Annotated in this window: 19 protein-coding genes and 1 pseudogene; 8 read left to right on the top strand and 12 right to left on the bottom strand. The window is 32.1% G+C overall.

The window, feature by feature from the left end; all coding sequences use genetic code 11:
• Nucleotides 1-144 precede the first annotated feature (144 nt).
• Nucleotides 145-588, top strand: coding sequence for a global transcriptional regulator MgrA (gene mgrA, locus ACP3TL_RS08940; protein ID WP_069815266.1), 444 nt, complete (start codon nt 145-147; stop codon nt 586-588).
• Nucleotides 589-733: 145 nt separating this feature from the next.
• Here the strand turns inward: mgrA and cydC are convergent, their stop codons facing one another.
• Complete coding sequence (gene cydC / locus ACP3TL_RS08945) at nt 734-2410, bottom strand: thiol reductant ABC exporter subunit CydC (protein WP_069832667.1); 1677 nt, start codon at nt 2408-2410, stop codon at nt 734-736.
• Nucleotides 2407-4038: an ABC transporter ATP-binding protein/permease gene (locus ACP3TL_RS08950; protein WP_069832666.1), complete on the bottom strand. Its 1632-nt coding sequence runs from the start codon at nt 4036-4038 to the stop codon at nt 2407-2409. The genes cydC and ACP3TL_RS08950 overlap by 4 nt, the downstream gene beginning before the upstream one ends.
• Before the next feature lie 265 nt (nt 4039-4303).
• On the opposite strand from ACP3TL_RS08950, the gene ACP3TL_RS08955 reads away from it, so the two are divergent.
• The 4 genes from ACP3TL_RS08955 to ACP3TL_RS08970 all read left to right on the top strand — a co-directional run bounded on the left by ACP3TL_RS08955 (nt 4304) and on the right by ACP3TL_RS08970 (nt 7249).
• Nucleotides 4304-5179, top strand: a complete 876-nt coding sequence (locus ACP3TL_RS08955; RefSeq protein ID WP_069815260.1) for an undecaprenyl-diphosphate phosphatase — start codon at nt 4304-4306, stop codon at nt 5177-5179.
• Between the two features lie 329 nt (nt 5180-5508).
• Nucleotides 5509-6210: a hypothetical protein gene (locus ACP3TL_RS08960; protein WP_021339403.1), complete on the top strand. Its 702-nt coding sequence runs from the start codon at nt 5509-5511 to the stop codon at nt 6208-6210.
• Between the two features lie 5 nt (nt 6211-6215).
• On the top strand, nt 6216-6680 hold the full coding sequence (locus ACP3TL_RS08965) for a YaiI/YqxD family protein (RefSeq protein ID WP_069815257.1): 465 nt from the start codon (nt 6216-6218) through the stop codon (nt 6678-6680).
• 2 nt (nt 6681-6682) lie between these two features.
• On the top strand, nt 6683-7249 hold the full coding sequence (locus ACP3TL_RS08970) for an LOG family protein (RefSeq protein ID WP_002508350.1): 567 nt from the start codon (nt 6683-6685) through the stop codon (nt 7247-7249).
• A 143-nt stretch (nt 7250-7392) separates the two neighbouring features.
• On the opposite strand, the pseudogene ACP3TL_RS08975 reads toward ACP3TL_RS08970, so the two are convergent.
• Nucleotides 7393-8009: pseudogene (locus tag ACP3TL_RS08975) on the bottom strand (LysE/ArgO family amino acid transporter).
• A 178-nt stretch (nt 8010-8187) separates the two neighbouring features.
• Here ACP3TL_RS08975 and ACP3TL_RS08980 point away from each other — a divergent pair.
• Nucleotides 8188-9621 carry an aminotransferase-like domain-containing protein gene (locus tag ACP3TL_RS08980; protein ID WP_069832664.1) on the top strand — a complete coding sequence of 478 codons (1434 nt, stop codon included), beginning with the start codon at nt 8188-8190 and terminating at the stop codon, nt 9619-9621.
• A gap of 168 nt (nt 9622-9789) precedes the next feature.
• Here ACP3TL_RS08980 and ACP3TL_RS08985 read toward each other — a convergent pair whose 3' ends face one another.
• The 4 genes from ACP3TL_RS08985 to ACP3TL_RS09000 form a co-directional block, all read right to left on the bottom strand.
• On the bottom strand, nt 9790-10356 hold the full coding sequence (locus tag ACP3TL_RS08985; protein ID WP_069832663.1) for a GNAT family N-acetyltransferase: 567 nt from the start codon (nt 10354-10356) through the stop codon (nt 9790-9792).
• Between the two features lie 98 nt (nt 10357-10454).
• The gene (locus tag ACP3TL_RS08990) at nt 10455-10751 is read right to left on the bottom strand and encodes a hypothetical protein (protein WP_069832662.1); all 297 of its coding nucleotides are present in this window, start codon (nt 10749-10751) and stop codon (nt 10455-10457) included.
• Between the two features lie 380 nt (nt 10752-11131).
• Entirely contained in the window at nt 11132-11344 is a 213-nt protein-coding gene (locus ACP3TL_RS08995) for an SA0632 family lipoprotein (protein ID WP_069815252.1), read from the bottom strand.
• A 42-nt stretch (nt 11345-11386) separates the two neighbouring features.
• Nucleotides 11387-11857 (bottom strand): GNAT family N-acetyltransferase, encoded by a 471-nt coding sequence (locus ACP3TL_RS09000; RefSeq protein ID WP_069832661.1) that lies wholly within the window; start codon nt 11855-11857, stop codon nt 11387-11389.
• Nucleotides 11858-11952: 95 nt separating this feature from the next.
• On the opposite strand from ACP3TL_RS09000, the gene ACP3TL_RS09005 reads away from it, so the two are divergent.
• On the top strand, nt 11953-12636 hold the full coding sequence (locus tag ACP3TL_RS09005) for a DUF1129 family protein (RefSeq protein WP_069832660.1): 684 nt from the start codon (nt 11953-11955) through the stop codon (nt 12634-12636).
• 237 nt (nt 12637-12873) lie between these two features.
• On the opposite strand, the gene ACP3TL_RS09010 is transcribed toward ACP3TL_RS09005, so the two are convergent.
• The 5 genes from ACP3TL_RS09010 to ACP3TL_RS09030 all read right to left on the bottom strand — a co-directional run bounded on the left by ACP3TL_RS09010 (nt 12874) and on the right by ACP3TL_RS09030 (nt 17897).
• On the bottom strand, nt 12874-14034 hold the full coding sequence (locus tag ACP3TL_RS09010) for an MFS transporter (RefSeq protein ID WP_285336748.1): 1161 nt from the start codon (nt 14032-14034) through the stop codon (nt 12874-12876).
• Between the two features lie 265 nt (nt 14035-14299).
• Nucleotides 14300-14788: a DUF456 domain-containing protein gene (locus ACP3TL_RS09015; RefSeq protein WP_069815247.1), complete on the bottom strand. Its 489-nt coding sequence runs from the start codon at nt 14786-14788 to the stop codon at nt 14300-14302.
• Nucleotides 14789-14794: 6 nt separating this feature from the next.
• On the bottom strand, nt 14795-16003 hold the full coding sequence (locus tag ACP3TL_RS09020) for a sugar efflux transporter (RefSeq protein WP_069832658.1): 1209 nt from the start codon (nt 16001-16003) through the stop codon (nt 14795-14797).
• A 95-nt stretch (nt 16004-16098) separates the two neighbouring features.
• Nucleotides 16099-16953: a LysR family transcriptional regulator gene (locus ACP3TL_RS09025; RefSeq protein WP_285326079.1), complete on the bottom strand. Its 855-nt coding sequence runs from the start codon at nt 16951-16953 to the stop codon at nt 16099-16101.
• Nucleotides 16954-17168: 215 nt separating this feature from the next.
• Nucleotides 17169-17897, bottom strand: coding sequence for a ribonuclease FAU-1 family protein (locus ACP3TL_RS09030; protein ID WP_069832657.1), 729 nt, complete (start codon nt 17895-17897; stop codon nt 17169-17171).
• A gap of 212 nt (nt 17898-18109) precedes the next feature.
• Between ACP3TL_RS09030 and ACP3TL_RS09035 the strand changes: the two genes are divergently transcribed.
• The gene (locus tag ACP3TL_RS09035; RefSeq protein ID WP_069815238.1) at nt 18110-19222 is read left to right on the top strand and encodes a 5-methyltetrahydropteroyltriglutamate--homocysteine S-methyltransferase; all 1113 of its coding nucleotides are present in this window, start codon (nt 18110-18112) and stop codon (nt 19220-19222) included.
• The last annotated feature ends 28 nt before the right edge of the window (nt 19223-19250 follow it).

Raw genomic sequence — 19250 nt, forward strand, 5'->3', positions numbered from 1 at the left:
AGATTTCTTCTAAACTTTATACGTACACTACATTTTAGCATGGCACAGTGCAAAAGTGTTTTGAGGAAGTGTCACACACACATCATAAGACGGATTCAGGTCCGATACAGAAGAAAACGGATAGAATGTCTGGAGGAGAACTTTATGTCTGAACCACTTAATTTAAAAGAACAACTTTGTTTCAGTTTGTATAATGCTCAAAGACAAGTAAATCGCTATTACTCAAATAATGTCTTTAAGAAATACAAACTGACTTATCCACAGTTTTTAGTTTTAACAATCTTATGGGCTGATTCACCTGTCAATGTTAAGAAAGTCGTTACTGAATTGGCACTTGATACTGGTACTGTATCTCCATTACTTAAAAGAATGGAACAAGTTGACCTAATCAAACGCGAGCGTTCTGAAATCGATCAACGTGAAGTATTCATTCATTTAACTGATAAGAGCGAAGCAATTCGCCCTGAATTAGATACAGCTTGTCAAGACGTTGCAGTAGCATCTTCATTAAGCTCAGATGAATCTAAAGAACTAAATCGATTACTTTCAAAAGTAATCACTGCCTTCACAGAAGAAAAAGCAAAATAATTTTTCAATGGCAATGGTAAATATTAGATAGTTCTTCTATCAAAATTTATTCATTAAATATACTTGATTTATGATGAGAGCTTAAACACATTTGTGTTTGAGCTCCATTTTTTTTACTTATAAGCAAAATAATGTAACTTTTCGTTTATGAAACATTCATCTCAACCATTTGATATAAATAGCCTCTTGCTTTAATTAGAGATGGATAACTACCAGTTTCTACGATTTCCCCTTCACTCATAACTACAATTTTATCAAAATACGGTAGCAACCTTAAATCATGAGTTGCAACAACTAAGGTTTGAGCTTTGGCATGAATGCTATCCATTACGCTATCTGTATGATATATGTCGAGTGCTGTAGTAGGTTCATCCATAATCCAAATTGGTGCATCTCTTAATAATAATCTTGCAATTCCAAGTCTTTGTATTTCACCACCTGATAATGTATTACCAGATATGGTAATCTCTCTATCTAAATCGATATGACCCAAACCTAAATCAACTAAAATGTTGCGTAGCTCAGCATCATCTTTTTCAGTAAACAAGTTCTCTCTCACTGTGCCATCAAATAACTGTTGTGTTTGTAATAGGGCATTGATTTGACTATATTTTTCTTCATCTACGATATTTGTAATATCTTGATGATTTAATAATATCTCCCCTTTATCACTTTGATACAAACCTAACATGAGTTGCAATAACGAACTTTTACCGGATCCTGAAGGCCCAATAATAGCAACATGTTCGCCTTTATCAATGGATAATTGGATATCTTGTAATACATAACTTGCTTGGTTCCAATATTTGAAGTTGAGGTCTCGAACCTCGTACAACGGCTCGGTAGGTAAAACTTCTAAATGCATTGCTTCCTCGCCCTGCTTCATAGGATGAGCAATCACTTCATTAATATCATGGAAAGCTTCGTCAGTATCCGCTTTAAAGTAAGCTACATTGCTCATAGGTATGGCCTGTTCAAAAAGTGTTAACATCATTAATACAATACTTGTTAAATAAACAACGTCTAATTCTTGATTTTGTACTTGAACCACACCTAAATACAGTGTGAAAAATAATGCAATCATCGAAACAATATTTAGACTATATTCGTATAACGATAAAAATCGTTGCTCTTTTGCTTGAGCTGCTTCATAGTCATTCAATTGATTAAGCACTTGTTTTTTGTAAAATTCTGTTCGACCAAAACGATCCAACTCTTCATAACCTTCTTTATAATCATAAAATCGGTTTAAAAAATCACCTTGAACGTCGTTAACTTGTCTTTTCAATATACGTGCACGCTTAGCACTTAACCATGGTATTACTACTAAGGTAGCAATCATACTAATACATATGATAATTGCATGTACATATGAGAAGTAAATCATTACGATTGTAGAAATGATTGCTGTAACGCCGATTACTACAGGTGGATAATAAACACGCAAGTATATATTTTGCAGTGCTTCAACTCTGCCAATCATTCGTGCGATTAAATCACTGGAATTAAATTTTCGATATACGTCGGGAACCACCGGAATTAAATGTTTAAAAAATTGAACCCTAACGTTTCTAAGCATTGTAAAAGTCGCTCTATGTGATAACAATCTTTCAATATATCTGGCAATTGCTCTTATAAATCCAAATAATTTTACTGAAGCTATCAGAACCATTAATGCAAATAACGGAGCACCCAGCGCACTTTGCGTTACCATATAACCACTTAAAAAGAACATGCTAAGTGCTACTAAACTTCCTAGAACACCCACAATAATCGAAAGTATCAAATCTCTATCTATTTTAAATTGAATATGTGGCTTCATGTTACGTCACCACCTTTATCATTGTTTCTTCTCTCTCGTGTATCTATCGATGTCAAATAGCCATTTTCAATATATATACGTCTATCAGCATTTTTAATAGTATTTTCTCTATGTGCAATCGTAATTACAGTTGTATCTACAAATTGTTGTGCAATTATATCTTGTATAATATTTTCTGTTTTCACATCTAAGCCAGTAGCAGGCTCATCAAAGATAAGTACGTCTGGTTGAATCATTAGTACTCGAGATAGTTCTACACGCCTCATTTGACCGCCTGAGAGCATCTCACCGCCCTCTCCAATCCATGTATCTAATCCATCCTTTAAAGATAGTACTTTTTCTTTTAAATCAACATCTTCTAATACTTTTAATATTTTGTTTTCATCTATAGATTGAAACATAGTAATATTATCGCGTATAGAAGCATTAAAGATATAGGGCATTTGACTTAAAAAGCCTAATTTTAAGTTAGCATTTTGATAAGTCACTTCACCTGACTGAGCATCGAAACGTTGTACAATAACCTGTGCTAGTGTAGATTTACCGGCACCACTTTTCCCGACGAGCGCAATTTGCTCTCCTCTAGAAATATTCAAATTAATATTATTTAAAGCATTTTGTTGTGCATCATCGTATTTAAAGCTAACATTCGCCAATTTAATTAATGCATATTGTTGTGCATTAACACGCACTTCAGGTTTCAATGCTTTTTCTTGTTTATCTAATAATTCGAAAACCACATCGCTCGATCCTTCACTTTGCTTTCCAGTGTGGAACGATTGTCCCAAATCTTTAATAGCATTATAAAATTCAGGCGCTAATATGATTGCAATCGCAGCTGTTTTAAAATCAATACTATTGAATAAAATTAATCCTAATCCAGCTTCTAAAGCTACAAGACCAATCCCTAGCATACTGATAAATTCAAGCATGAGCCCAGATAGAAAAGCACTTTTTAAAATACGCATAGTTAAATCCCTGAATGTCGTACTTTCTTCATATAATTCTTGTTCTGTCTGAGCTGTTCTATTAAAAAGTTTTAAAGTGATAAGTCCTTTAACTTTGTTTAAAAATTGCTGACTGAATTGGTTTAAATAGGTCATTTTATCTTTAGATTCATCACGTGTTTTTAATCCAAAAATAATATAAAAAAGAGGAATAAATGGTGCAGTGACTATCATAATTAAAGCCGTATTTAAATGAATAAAACACATAGCAACAATGATAAACAATGGAATCATCATTGATTTAAATACTTGTGGGAAATAACTATTAAAAAATGGAACAATTCCATCAATACTTTCAGTCAAGGTATTCATTTGAACCCCAATTGGCTCTTTTGACTGTTTTAAAATAAGTTGGCGTCGCAAATCATATTTCACTTTTGTAGACATGCGATTACCTATCATTTGATTTATTGTATTAAATGTTGCACGTGCGATTAAAATAAATAATGTAAACAGTAATAGTATTAACAAATTTTGGTTCGTTTCTAATAACATTGCATTTAAAATTTCTGCAATAGAAATATTCTGAACGACCACGGTAATAGCTAATAATGTACTGATTACAAACATGAACATTGGGTATATTTTATATTTAAATGCTAAATTTGTTAATCTTTTCACAATTATCACCTGCCACATATTATAAACTGATTCATTGAAAATTAAATGAATTCGCTCATTATTATTAGTACTTTTTTATGTTAATTTCATATTTCAGACATAATTAGAAATTTCTCTTTTTCAATGCTTGAATTCCTTTTATTATATTAATCTCAGTCTTTAGTCTAAAATTACATTTATATGTGGCGCGTTACATTTTTATTGTGCTATCATTATAAAATGAAAATCTATGAAATTTAATTAGTAATATGAAAGTAGGTAAATTATGTTAATACTTGAATTGATTAAAGGACTTATTCTAGGTATTGTTGAGGGGTTAACAGAGTTTGCACCTGTTTCTTCAACAGGTCACATGATCCTTATCGATGACATGTGGTTAAAATCAAGTGAATTTTTAGGATCAGAATCAGCTTTTACCTTTAAAATTGTAATACAACTTGGTTCTGTTTTTGCGGGTGCATGGGTATTCCGTGAACGTTATTTCGAAATGCTTCATATTGGTAAGTACAGAGCATCTTCTATCGATGGCGTTGGTCAAAAACCGAATCGCTTAAACTTACTACATATTATTGTCGGTATGATTCCTGCAGGTATCCTTGGGTTATTATTTGATGACGTTATTCAAAAATACTTATTCAGTGTACCAACTGTAATGATTGGATTATTTATTGGCGCTATTTATATGATCATAGCCGATATTTATAGTAAAAAAGTTACAAACCCACAATCAGTTGACCAAATCAATTATGTTCAAGCATTTATAATTGGACTATCACAAGCAGTTGCAATGTGGCCTGGTTTCAGTAGATCTGGTTCTACAATATCTACGGGTGTATTAATGAAGATGGATCACAAATCAGCATCAGACTTCACTTTCATTATGGCTGTTCCTGTAATGCTAGCAGCTAGTGGTTTATCACTTGTTAAAAACTTTGAATATATTCATTTAGACCATATTGGTTTTTATGCATTAGGCTTTATTGCTGCCTTCGTTGTAGGTTTAATTGCAATTAAGACATTCTTGTACTTAATTAGTAAAGTTAAATTAATTCCTTTTGCTATATATAGAATTGTTTTAGTTATTATTATCGCTATCCTTTATTTCGGTTTCGGTATTGGACAAGGTATTACAGGCGAATAATATTTCAATGGACTCTATGTGCTTATGCATCAATATAACTCAATGTTTTGAAACAGTGAAACAGAAATCTAATTTTTTCTAATAAAGTTTCGTTGTATAAACTCAGATTAATAAAGCTGACTAGCAAAAGAATGCAAGTGCTTTTTAGTTAAGTTAGCTACTACCAAAATAATAATCGAGGCTAAGACACAAATTTGTCTTAGCCTCTTCTGTTTATTATCGCTATCATAAATGACGTATATCTTTCTGTACAGACTGTATTTAGCGTTTATTTTCGTGTATTATAGGGTAATGTGTAGATAGTATAAAAGTAAATGGAGGCAACGAGTATGGACAAAAAGCAATTAATCAAAACAATCATCACAGTAGCACCTGTGTTTTTAGTACCGCTAATCGTTGAACGCAAACGTATTAAGGATCATCCTGATGTGAAAAAAGCAAGTGACGCAACAGTTAGTGCTTCTAAAACAGTTGCAGATAAATCTGTACGCGTTAAAGATAACGTTGTAGAAAAATCTTCTCACGCAAAAGACTACGTTGCAGATAAAAAACATGACATGGATCAAAAACGTGAACTTAAACGTATCGCGAAAGAACATGATCCAGCCTATATTGAGAAAAAAGGCGAAAAATTAGAAAAAGAAAATCGCAAAGAAGCAGATAAAATGAACAAACTTCTGCAAAAAAATATAGACAAACGTCATAAAGAAGAAGAAAAAGCACGTCAAGATAATAAGAAACAACGTATCAAAGACATGAAAAAATCAAATAAACACATGGAAAAAGTTGGATTAACTCCAGGTAAACTTGATGATGAAACAGAGAAAAAAGGCGAAAAACTAGAAAAAGAAAATCGCAAAGAAGTAAGCAAGCTTGATAAATTACTGCAAAAGAATATAGACAAACGTCATAAAGAAGAAGAAAAAGTGCAAGAGAAAAACAAAAAAGCACGCTTATCTGAATTCAAAAAATATAAAGACTACGTGGCCAAAAGTGTTGTTAAACAAAACAAAGAAGAAAATGGTAAATAAGCCTAATGACACAAGTCATTATTGATGGAGATGCTTGTCCTGTAACCAATTCAGTAATTGAATTGACTGAAGGGACAGGCATTTTTGTTACCGTTGTTCGTAGCTTCAGTCACTTTTCTACAGTAGTACAACCAGACCACGTGAATATTATCTATGTAGACGATGGACCAGACGCTGTTGATTTTAGAATTGTAAAACTGGTACGCCCTAGTGACATTGTGATCACACAAGACTATGGCTTAGCCAGCTTACTTTTAAACAAGACGAAAATAGTTATGCATCATAAAGGTTACATCTACACGCAACAAAATATTGATACATTATTAGAGCAACGTCATGCGAGTGCTCAATTTAGACGAAGCGGCGGACGTACAAAAGGCCCCTCAGCTTTTACTGATCAAGATGTAGCTGAATTTGAAGCTATCTTTTCGTCTATCATAGCAAATCAGATGTCGAACAAGGAGGAATAAAAATGAAAAGTATTGCGGTGTATTGTGGTGCCAGTAAAGGAAACGATGAAACCTATATTACTGAAGCTTATCAGTTAGGTAAGTATATGGCTGAACAAGGTTATGAATTAATATTTGGTGCTGGTTCTGTAGGTATCATGGGCGCTATTCAAGACGGCGTATTAGATCATGGCGGTCGTGCTGTAGGCATCATGCCAAATATGTTAAATGAAAAAGAAATCACAAGTGGAAAATTAAGCGAGTTGATACTAGTAGATTCTATGCATGAAAGAAAAAATAAAATGGCTGAATTAGCTGATGCTTTTGTAATGGCTCCAGGTGGCGCAGGTTCATTAGAAGAATTTTTCGAAATGTATAGTTGGTCTCAAATCGGTATTCACGAGAAACCTATTGCCGTGTTCAATATCAATGGTTTTTTCGAGCCCTTACAAGCACTTTTAGATCACATGATTCAAGAAGGTTTCATAGATTCTAAATACAAAAACCTTGCTCCTTTGTGCAATACGAAAGAATCACTATTCGAAGCGATAAACAATTATAAACCACTTGGCATTAGAACTTATGATTAAATATATCGTATAAAAATATAACGTTGGGATATAAATCCTAAACTTCAATAAAAAGGAGATAAGATTTCTCAAATCTTATCTCCTTTTATGTTATTATGCGCTTTCTAACAAAAAAGTTCGCACATTCATTTCACTACATCTTCCTATAGTAAAAGCGTTATTAATTGTTTTAGAATCATAGCCGCAACAATTAAAATGATAATAGCAGACGCTTTATTTAATATCAGAATGTATTTACCTGTTTTATCAACGTTACCTATCATTTTTCCAGAAATTGCTAAAAAGAAAAACCAAACCCATGATATAACTATAGTTGAAATAGTAAACACGACTTTATCCAAACCATCATAAATAGCCCCATTCGTTCCAATGACCCCAATCGTGTCCATAATTGCATGTGGGTTCAGTAACGATACAGAAATCGCAAAACCAACTTGCTTCTTCGCTGTCATTGGTCGATAACGCTTCACTTCATCTGGCCTTACTTTCCATAACGACCAAACCATATATAATAAAAAAAGAAACCTATACAATAAATAGTAACTTGCAATATGGGAAATGAGAGTAAAATAACCGACACACCCAACACTGCCAACACAATAAGAAATGTATCACACAGACCTGCTGTAATAATTACGGGTAACGACTTATATATACGCTTATGATTGGCACCTTGATTAAATACAAATACATTTTGCGCACCCAATGGTAAAATCAACCCCAACGCTAGTAAAAAGCCGTGAGCTAATGGTTGAAACATGTTTATTCCTCATTTCTCAATTTTAAATTTACAAAATTAAACCAGACCAGTTTCAAAATCTTTTTCTATTAAAAATATATGAATATAAGGTCTATAAGTACTATACTATAATAAATCCAAGGAAATCGGACCAACCAGAAGCTAATTAAAATACCAACCAGATTTTATATAGGAGCGTATATATGTTCAAACCCAAATACAAAAAATCGTCGATGATATCATTTCAAAAATAAATAATGAGACATTTAAACGTGGTATGAAATTGCCATCGCAACGAGAAATGGCAAACTACTACGATGTAAACCGTTCAACTATTATACAAGCTTTAGATATTCTTCAAAGTTATGGTGTTATAGAAGGAAAAGAAAGAAGTGGACTTTATCTTTCAGACAACAAGTGGAACACTTACATAAATAACAATACAAATTGGCAAAAATATATTAGTAATAGTAGTTCAAAAAACAATCAATACTTTATACAAATGATTAACAAATTAGAGTTTGAATCTAATTTAACTCGCTTAAGCACTGGAGAACTTAGTCCAGATTTAATTCCAAATGAAAAATTCAAAGCAATTCTTTCTACAAGCGAAAAAGACTTACTTAATACAAACTATGAGCACCCACAAGGTAGTTTAAAATTAAGACAAGCGATATCAAACCATGTAAAAAAATCAGGCATAATATGTAATGAGGAGAATATTTGTATCACTTCCGGTGCTTTGCAAGGCCTGAAGTTAATTGCTGATGGCTTACTCGTCCCACAATCGAAAATCATTATAGAAACGCCATCATACATTAATTCTATACGTACTTGGCATAATATTAGAGCTGATATTAAACATATACCTATTTTTGAAATAAAAAGAAATATTAATAATATTTTTAATGCAACATCAGCATACAATAATAGTATTTTTTATTGTATTCCTACATTACATAATCCAACCACGCATTCATATACAATAGACGAAAAACAAAAATTAATCATTCAATGTAAAAAAGCTGGAATACCAATTGTAGAAGATGATGTATATGGCGATTTATATTTTGGTGATGAACGTCCACTTCCATTAAAGTCTTTTGAGGATAATGATAATATATTATATCTCAATAGTTTGTCGAAAACTGTGAGTCCTGGCCTGAGAATTGGTTGGATTATAGGAAAACCTTCAGTAGTACAACATTTAGCCGACTTAAAAATGCAAAATGATTATGGAGCAAGTTCACTTTCACAATTCGTTGCTACTGAATGCCTCAATACACCTTCTTATCATGAAAGACATTTAATCAAATTGAAGCACGCACTTTTAAAGAAAAGAGATGTATTTTTACATTCATTGAACACGCACTTAAGTGCTTTAGGCACTTGGAAAACACCAAAAGGTTCCTTTTATATATGGTTTAAATTAAATGTACCTATTGATATGAAAATATTGTTTGACGAAGCTATAAAACACAAAATTTTAATCAATCCCGGAGAAATATATGATACAAAATCCAAAGATTATATACGCTTTTCTTATTCATATATAGATGTTAACGATATAGATAAAGCATTAAAATCATTAAGTGAATTGATTCAATTTCAAACACCCACTGCTTTAAATTAAGTAATATTAAAAAAAGAAAATCTCATCACTAGGTTCAATACTAATGATGAGATCTATTATTTTAAAAAAGTTGATGTATACCCTGAATTCATGTATATTCACAATTTTTCTCATTGAATCCACTAACATATTCAGATAAACTGCTTACTTCACATCGTATTAAACACCTTATCTTAAGCCTTCATCACCTAACATAGCTAAGTTTTTATAATATCTTACATGTCTATGAAGTGGATGATGTTTACTTAATTCTGGATGTTCAAAATAATCATAAATTTCCATCCCTATTTTTTCCATCACTTTGAGTGAAGGTTCGTTACTTTCCGCAGTAAAAGCATATACCTCATTTAAACCTTGTTCCTTCGCATACTTCAATACCGCTTCTGCACCTTCAGTAGCTAAGCCATTGCCCCAAACTTCTGGAATGAGCCGCCAACCAATTTCATAAAATGGTAACTCTTCAAATGGAAATTTACTCTCTTCTGTCACATAATTCAAACCTATAAAACCTAACCACCCATTGGTTTCTTTAAGTTCTACAGCAAATAAACCAATGCCATCATCTAATATCATTTCATTCATTTTATTCATATCGTGTTCTGAACGTTGATAACTTAATAAACTCGGGAAATATCTACGAACTTGTTGATTCGCATTCATTTGTTGGAATGATAATAAGTCTTCCTCTTGCCAGTCTCGTAACCTTAAACGTTCAGTTTCAATATAAACTGTCATATGTTACACCTCTATACTGGAAATATAATTTTCTATACAAAAGTAACGCGTTATGAATCTTTTCATATCGCGCTACCATAATATTATTTATAATTTGATTATGCTCTTGTAATATAGCTAATTAATTCAAGATTAACAGCTACTTCTTTTAAGCGATTACGTTCACTTTTGGGTGCAGTAAATGTTGCATCAATAAAATCATTTTTATGGTTTAATTTATAAGTAGCAACAAACGTATCTGTATCAGATTCAAAGTTAGGTAAATGCGCAATCACGCGTTTGATTTCACCTGTTGAATCTTTTATTTCTCTACCTGTAATACTTTCTAATTCTCTACCTAATTCAGGTAAAGTAATTGAACGACCTTCTAATAAATTAAAATCTTGTTCATGCATAATGCTTACCCCTCTTTCTATATAGACGACTTATTAATCTACTTCATTCTTACATTTGTCCTATGAAGTGAATATTACTGAATAATAATCGACCTATATTCCAAAATTCATATTTTAAAAATTTATTTTGTATGTTTTATATTAATCTTTATTATGTTTAATGATACCCATTATACCAATTACTAAAACCATAATACAATGATTTCCTAGGAAATAAAGAAATATCATCTAAAATAGCATTAAATGTGATTTCTATATGTTATACAAATAATATTTTATTTTTCCGGAAATTCGTTCGTCAATTTTGTAACAAAGCCAATCATTTTTACTATAGATTACACATAAGAATAGTAATGAATAACGCCTTAACATCGTATGCTTTATGTTTCAGCATTGATTTCTTTCTCTAAATTTTTCGACTGGTCTTGTAGTTTATCTTGTTCTTTTTCCAGTTTTTCTTTTTCTTTTTTCAAATCTTTATTCTTCTTCTCTAATTTATCAATATCTTTTTCTAAAGAAGCTTTTTCATCATCTTTCCCACAAGCGGTTAATGCAATCGTCGATGCTAATATGAGTGCTAAACACTTTTTCATATAAATACTCCTTTTTCATGCTATTATAATAAATTAATTTTATCATTTTTCTGTATTATCTTCATTATTTACCCTTAAATTTTTAGTCATTATGACTTTACTAACATGATAATCCATATTTAGATTTAATTGTTGCATCTGAATATTGTGGTTGGCCACTGTGCTTTCAATTTTTTGAGCGCCTTGTGCTCGTGCCCATGCTTCGACTTCATTTTTAAAACGCGTAGCAATCCCCTGTTTACGAAATGCTTCATTAACATGAAGCATTTCTATGATCACTTTATTATAATCATTTAAATAGCGTGCCCAAATAAAACCTATAAGTTGTTCTTTCTGTGTTTCAAGCCATACTATATCTGTATTATATTTCAATCCATGATTTATCATTTCTTCACGTAGTCCAACAGATAAACGACTTTTCCGATAATCTTCATTTTGTTTTGCAAGCTCACTTTCATGTATGTCTGCGATTTTAGTAATATATTGTTTTTGTTTAAGTGTAAGTTTCTCCATATTTTCTCCTTTAAAAAGTAATGTTGATTTATAATGTTATATTCGTCATAATAAGCCTTATCATTACATTCTATAAAAAGGACTGCGAAATTCAAATGAAATCTACTGACAAATTAATGCGAGAAAATAATGTAAAAGCTTTACGATTAAATAATACAGATAGAGATGCATTCGAAAATTACATGACATACGTCCGAGCGGATTTAAGTGTTAACCCTCACGATTCTGAAAAAATGTTAAATCGTATTTTAAATCAATTATTAGAAGCTGAAAAAGAAGGCATACTCGCCATGGATTTCTTTGAACATGATCCTAAGTCACATGCCAAAAAGGAACTCAAAAAATTACCAAACGAAACAGTTTTAAATATTTTCAAATACATTATTCAGCATATTTTCTTGTTATTTGGGATATTTTGTTTTCTTAAAGGATTTATTGGCTTTTTCATTGGTGCGAAACGATTATATTTATATTCATTTCCTCTTGTCGTGTTAGTGGGCATTTTTATCATTTTTCTATTTATATGGATGATATTCCGAACTGTGCAAATGCAATGTTTTACAAAGTCTCATTGGACATGGATATTAACGTATATCGTCATTTTATTACTATTATATGCAATATTTTATGTATTTTTCATTCCTCAATCATTTTTAGCATTTGGGCCTTATATATTAATTAGTAATTGGTCTTTTATTATAATCTCATTTGTCGTTATACCTATCGCTTTATTTATTGATCATCATTATACAAATAAAGATGCGAATACATCTTTATAATTTTGTTCTTTGAATAACAGCGGCTATTTCGTTATAATGCCTAGACTTTTAATAAAGTACTGTACTTACTACCACCTGATTTTCTACGTGCACCTAGCGTCCACCTTCAAAAGCGACATATTTTAAATAGAAAAGCACTAATCTATTATAAACTAATAGATTAGTGCTTTTCATTTGAGAATGAGATATTTATGTCCCAGTTCTCTTATTCATATTGTTACGTGATATGCGTTGCTATTAAGGCGCCATGCCTTCTTTTCTCTCCACAGCGATACTAATAAACAAGAATACCAGACCGATTGCAGTTAGGATTGGTGCAATTAAACTTAATGATGCTATCGGTAAATTCGTCACGACAACGCCACCAATAAAGGCACCTAGCGCATTACCTAAATTAAATGCAGATTGGTTTAATGTACTTGCAAGCGTAGGCGCATCTTTAGAAATAATCGTACTTTTAAATTGTAATGATGGACTCATACTAAAGCCGATTAAACCAAAGAAGAATATGCCTGCTACCATAAAGAAACCATTCATTTGTATAAAGTATAATAATAGGAAGTAAACGATAAAGATAGAAAAAATAATTTGTAATGCTTTATTTAAATTCCAATCCGCAAGTTTACCACCTACGACGTTACCTAATGTCACACCTACTCCAAAAATAATTAACAGATAAGAGATCAAGTTTTCTTGTACATTTGATACATCAGTCAATACTGTAGAAATATAAGTGAAGTATGCAAACACACTACTGAAACCAAATAATGTCACTGCTAATGTTAACCATAAACGTTTTTCTTTTAAAATTTGTAATTCTTTTTTCATTGATGATTTTATCGTGTCACGTTGCATAGGCACAAAAATAATAATACCTATAAGTGCTAATGTCCCTATAATAGAAATAATGATAAACGTCATCGGCCACCCAAAGTTTTGACCTATTAATGTCCCGAATGGTACACCTAAAATATTACTTAAACTTAATCCCATAAACATTAGTGCCATCGCACTTGCACGTTTCTCTGGCCGCACCATATTCGCAGCTAAAATAGAACCTATACCAAAGAATGAACCATGAGCCAACGATGTAATAATACGACTCGTCATCATAAAGCCATAACTCGTACTAAATGAAGCAGCAAAATTCCCTAATATAAAAATACCCATTAATGCGAGTAATAAATATTTTCTATTCCATTTAATCGTTAACATAACTATGATAGGCCCACCGATTGCAACACCTAATGCATAGCCAGTTATAAGTTGTCCTGCCTGACTTACAGTTACGTCAAAATATCGTGCAATATTAGGTAATAACCCCATAATTACAAATTCTGTCATACCTATTGCAAACGCACCGATTGCAAGCATCCATATAGCAATTGGATATTTCATTTTAACTCCCTTCAAAACTCTTATTTTTTCACACATTTTGTGATTATACTAAAATTCAGTTGCCAAAAACAAGGGTATTGCTTGATTTCTTTCCATTTTTATAAATAATTCGCTTACATTTAATTTTAGCTGTATCCATTTAATAAATTGCATTACATCATCATACTACTAAGAACACAAAAAAAGTTAGCAATCATCAAATGAAAGTTAAAAGCGCTTAGAACACTTAATTACCCTTCTTATGACAATAGCTAACTCGCTAATTTTAATTAATTAGTAATGCGTCAATAAAGAACCACACGACCATGATAAACATGATAATCCCTTGCGCAACAGCACTCGCTAAAAATGCTACGATGGATCCAAAACTTGCTTTTAAAGCCTTTGAAAAGTTAGGTTCTTGTATCATTTCAACAACGAGTACCGCAATAAATGGAATAATAATAATTCCAAATGGTGGAAATACAAAGCAACCTACGATTACACCAATAAGTGCCGCATACTCGCTGAGCTTAGAACCACCAAATTTATTCACAAAATATTTATTCATGACGAAATCTGCTACCAGAATAAACACAGTGAATAAAATCATTGATACATAGAATATCCATGATAAATTACCATTATGAAATGCGAATTGATAAATTAAAAACCCTACCCATAATACAAGCACTGATGGAATAATAGGTTTAATTAAACCTACAAATGCTAAGACGAATGATGCGATAATTAATAGCCATAAAATTACTGTCATTTTTATCTACTCCATACTTTCTTCTGTGAATTTTTGATCTTTCGTAAAGTATATTAATATCATACCTAAAAAGATAGCTGTCGCTGATACAAAGAATACATTACCTAAACCTACCCAGTGACTCATAATTCCACCTAATAAGTTCCCACATAACTGACCTATCACCATCGCGTTAGCAAAAAGTGTAGATGCATATCCTGGAAAATCCGGTAAAATATCTTGGAAATAACTGATGCCTAAACCAAGTAATATTGCTAAGAAAATAGCTAAAAATACTTGTCCCACAAACATCATCACTAGACTTTCAAATACGCCAATACTAAAGTAAAATAGCCCACCAAATAGTCCACCTAACATCAGTAAAACACGTGTCGTGAGCTTAGCTGATAAAATACCTAACACGACCATAAATGGAACTTCTAAACCGGCACATAGACTGGCTAACCCGCCTACATATCCTTCAGCTTCATTCAAATATTTAGTGACAAACAACGGCATATTCAATGTATACATCCATTGGCCAATATGTAATAAAATAAAGGCTAAAAATGGAACTAATAATGCCTTGTCATGTAACATGTTAGGGGCTTCCGCCTCAACTTGATTCACATCAGTTGTTGTTTGTTTAGTTTTGATATCTTTAAAAAAGAATACCTGTAACATCAGTGTAAATAAAATAATGGTAACAGTTCCAGTAAATAACCCTGCATAACCATTTACACCTAATAATAAAGCGCCGATTAACGGACCAAACAGGAATCCAAATGAAAACATGGAACGCAATACGGCATTCGCAAACTTCGCTCTATCTCTTGAAGCAGAAACATTGATAGACTCTCTAGCTGAAGCGTACATTTGAGGCATTGCAGGCGCGAAAAATCCTTGAAAAACAGCATACATAACAATAAATATCCATATTTCATGAATATAGAAGTAAATAGAAAAACTGACAGCACCCATTAACAGTGCTGTAATAATTATGACTTTCCTATTTATATTGTGTGTATCAGAAAAGCGTGCAACAATCGTGTTCATTATAAATTGACTGATTGCTGCTAATGCTAATAGCAGACCATATTGTGTAGAAGTCATACCCAAATCATTGGTCGCAAATAAAATAAGATAAGGTACAGTGATTGAGATTCCCATACCTAAAAGCATCATATTGACTACAAATAGTTTGTAATTCTTAATATGTAATAAAGCACTAAACATATAACAAACCTCTATTCTAATAAATTAGGTGTCAATTCTTGTATATTACTTAAATACGCAATGTATCAATGCTTATGTATTAGCTCTCATTGATGTTATTCAACATATTCCATCATTAAATTGATAAATGATTCTACTTGAGGCAATTGTAACATGCTAGAATCGTAACTTAAAAATGTAGAACGAATCAATGGTTTTTCATCTATATTTACACGTCTGAATTCAAACTGATCACGGTCTAGATGCTTCATCATGATTTCAGGTAAAATTGTTACACCGACACCATTCAACAACATTTCTTTACATGTAGCCACTTGATCAACAGTAATCATAGCATGATAATCTTGACCAATTTCACTCCCATACCATTCTTTAATTTGGTTAATATAAATGGGATCTGCTTGAAATTCAATAAATGGCATTTTATCAACATCCTCATATCGATTTTTAGGATTAATAAAATAATGCTCATCATTAAATAAGTGTGTGTTACTTAAGTTCATAATTTTATTCCCACGTATAATCATCACATGGTAATCTCTATGGTTTGCTTTAATTTGTTCACTCGAACCTACTTGAACTTGAATTTCTACATTAGGAAATTGGCGTGTAAATAAGTTTAATACTTGCGGTAATAAAGTTTGTCCTATTAATGAAGAACAACCGATTGAAATCGTACCATTGACTTCACCAATGTGCGCTTGCATTTTATCTAAAAACAAACGCTCTTTATTTAGCATATCTCTTGCATGCTCTATAATCATCGAACCTTCTGTTGTGGTAATCAATTGTTTCTTAGTACGTATAAAAACATTTACACCAAAAGCATTTTCAATTGATTTTAAACGTTGTGTTACTGCAGGTTGTGAAATATATAATATTTCTGCTGCTTTCCTTAGTGTTCTTGTTTCATCTAAAGTGGTTAACAAGCGATAATCGTCAATCTTCATATTATCCCCCTATATTTTAAAAAGCACTTTTAATCACTTCATTTATTGATTGTTATTCATTTTCTCAAAACATTTCATAGTATCATTTCAATCTTTAAATGATGTCTGTTCTTTATTCTTTATCATCTAGCAGTGTCACTATAACATGATTCACATCATACTCATACACCGATTCACCATGCATAGATCATCCAATTATATAAGTGCATATAAGCTTAATGTTCTGGCTCTGAGTTGCGATGCGTTGGATGATTTTGGTTGTAATTGTGACTTTGCTGATTGTGGTTTTCATTTTTAATATGCTTGTTTGGATGTTTATGATCGTGTGGCTTGTGTGGTTTATGTTTATATGGTTTATGTTTATGCTCATTATGTTTGGTTTTACCATGTAATGGGTGGTTGTGGTTTTTTGATTTTTGTTTAATCTTGTAATAACAATACATAATTTTATCTTTCATAGTTGAAAAATCAGCTTCAATTTTTATCATTAATTGATGCGCAATAATATAAGCTTCGTGATATTGTTTTTTAGTAATTTGTCCTTGGTCTAAAGCACGTTGTAAATCATCTTCATCTACAAGTTCATATTCCCCATTTGGCAATACAAGTACATCTAAACATAAATCTATTGTACGTGCATTTCCTTTTTGTGTAACATTCTTAATATTTATATCAAAGTAATATTCTAATGGGTTGCCCTTGTCATCTAGCATCACTGTAATGCTATATCGTTTTTTTTCGGGCAAGATTTGTAGCCATTGATAGTTATCATCCGCAACAATAATATTTTGACCCACCACTGTGATCTCTAATGGTTCTCGTACTTTTTTCATCGTCACCAAACCAATAATACCCTTGAACTTGTTGTTGTTTACTTTGACTTCTGTATACTCTTTGTCAATGATACGACGCCAGTGACGCTTATCAATATATTTTACTTTCACTGTCACCAACTCCTTGTCATTATTATATAAAACTGTTTACTTTATGTCATCTTATGGATTATACTGAACGTCTTCCAATTTTGTATCACGAATTTAATTATTATTATTGTACTATATTTCATAGTGTAAAAGCGAAATTGACAATTATAATAAAGTTTGATAGATTTTATCTATATTTTTCTGAAAATTCTATAAATAAAGGAGCTAGTAACATGGCAGTCATTCAAAGACCTTTTAGAGCCGATCATGTCGGTAGTTTATTAAGACCACAACGCCTAAAAGATGCACGTAAAGATTATCAAAATGAAGTCATCGATGCACAAGCATTACGAGATATCGAGGACGAAGAAATTGAGCACATCATAGAGAAACAACTAGAAGTAGGTTTACATAGCATCACTGATGGCGAATTCCGCAGAAGCTGGTGGCATTTCGATTTCTTAGAAAATTTAGGTGGCGTCAAAGGCTATACATCTGATCGTGGTTTAGCATTTGAAGGTGTTGAGACAAGAAATCATAATGTTAAAGTTGAAAGTAAAGTCGCTTTTAACCCAAATCATCCACATTTTGAACACTTTAAATTTTTATATGACAAAGTTAACGGACGTGCAACAGCAAAAGTATCTATCCCAAGTCCAAACCAATTGTTCCATCCAAATATATTAAATGAAGACATTTATCCAGATATCGAAGCTTATGCACATGATGTGGCTCAGGCTTACCGTGAAAGTTTACTCAAATTTTATGAATTAGGCGCGCGTTACATTCAATTAGATGATGTTTATTGGGCTAACCTAACTTCTGGTTCTCAGAAAACACGTGGACGTGATCGTACTGAAGCAGACAAAGAAGCAGCACGTCAACTTGCATATCGTGTTGTAAATGAAGCAGTCCAAGATTTACCAGAAGACCTACTTATTACTACACATATTTGTCGTGGTAATTATCAATCTACTTGGGCAATTTCAGGTGGTTACGAGCCAGTCGCACCTTATTTATTCAAAGAAAATTTAGGTGGTTTTTTCTTAGAATATGATGATGATCGTTCTGGTGATTTTGAGCCATTACGCTTCTTCCCTAAAGAAAATTCAGCAGCTGTATTAGGTCTTTTCACTTCAAAAACTGGTGACTTAGAAGATAAATCTGCCATCCTAGCACGTATTAAAGAAGCACAACAATATGTTGATTTAGATCAAATTTGTTTGAGTCCACAATGTGGCTTTGCTTCAACAGAAGAAGGCAATAAATTGACTGAAGATGAGCAATGGAACAAACTAGCTTACGTTGTAGAAATTGCAAATGAAGTCTTTGGAACAGCAAAATAAACTTACTTCACTAACCAGTACGAAGTAT

The sequence above is a fragment of the Staphylococcus caseorum genome, from assembly GCF_049943195.1.
GTDB classification, from domain to species: domain Bacteria; phylum Bacillota; class Bacilli; order Staphylococcales; family Staphylococcaceae; genus Staphylococcus; species Staphylococcus equorum_A.